Genomic DNA, 572 nt, shown 5'->3' on the forward strand with positions numbered 1-572 from the left:
CATGCGATTTTAGAATCTGGATACGGAAAATCAGAAATCGCATATCAAAAACATAATCTATTCGGTCTACGTGCATATGATGGAGATCCGTTTAAATATGCGAAATATTTACCAAGCTACGGCGATAGCATTGCTTATAATGCTAATTATGTACGAGAAAGATATTTAGAAGAAAGTGGAATGTATTATAACGGGCCAACATTAACTGGCATGAACGTGAAATATGCATCAGATAAAGGCTGGGCTACAAAAATTGCGGGTATTATGGAACGTATTAAACCGTTTCGTGTAGAAGACTATACATATGCAAAAAAATTACCAAAGAATCCTGAAACATTAGATGTCGACGCGTTATCTAATGAAATTCCATATAAAATGTATGCAGACGGTTCAAGGTCAAATGTTGTATCATCAGCTGCTTACTACCAGGTACCTTATCCATTTAATTTAAAAATTAAAAGTAGACCAGATGTAGCTGTCGAGGAGAATAAAGTTGGTACAGTAACTCCTGGAACAACCATCTTTATTTATCGTGAAGATCCAAATGGATGGGTAGAATTCTCTTTTGAAGC

At 35.5% G+C, this 572-nt stretch carries 1 protein-coding gene; it reads left to right on the forward strand.

Annotation, left to right across the window (positions count from 1 at the left end):
- On the forward strand, positions 1–572 hold a 572-nt coding region (locus tag ACS2FK_RS30445; RefSeq protein WP_438899978.1), incomplete at both ends, for a glucosaminidase domain-containing protein.

It is taken from the genome of Bacillus cereus group sp. BceL220 (assembly GCF_051776965.1).
Lineage (GTDB): Bacteria > Bacillota > Bacilli > Bacillales > Bacillaceae_G > Bacillus_A > Bacillus_A cereus.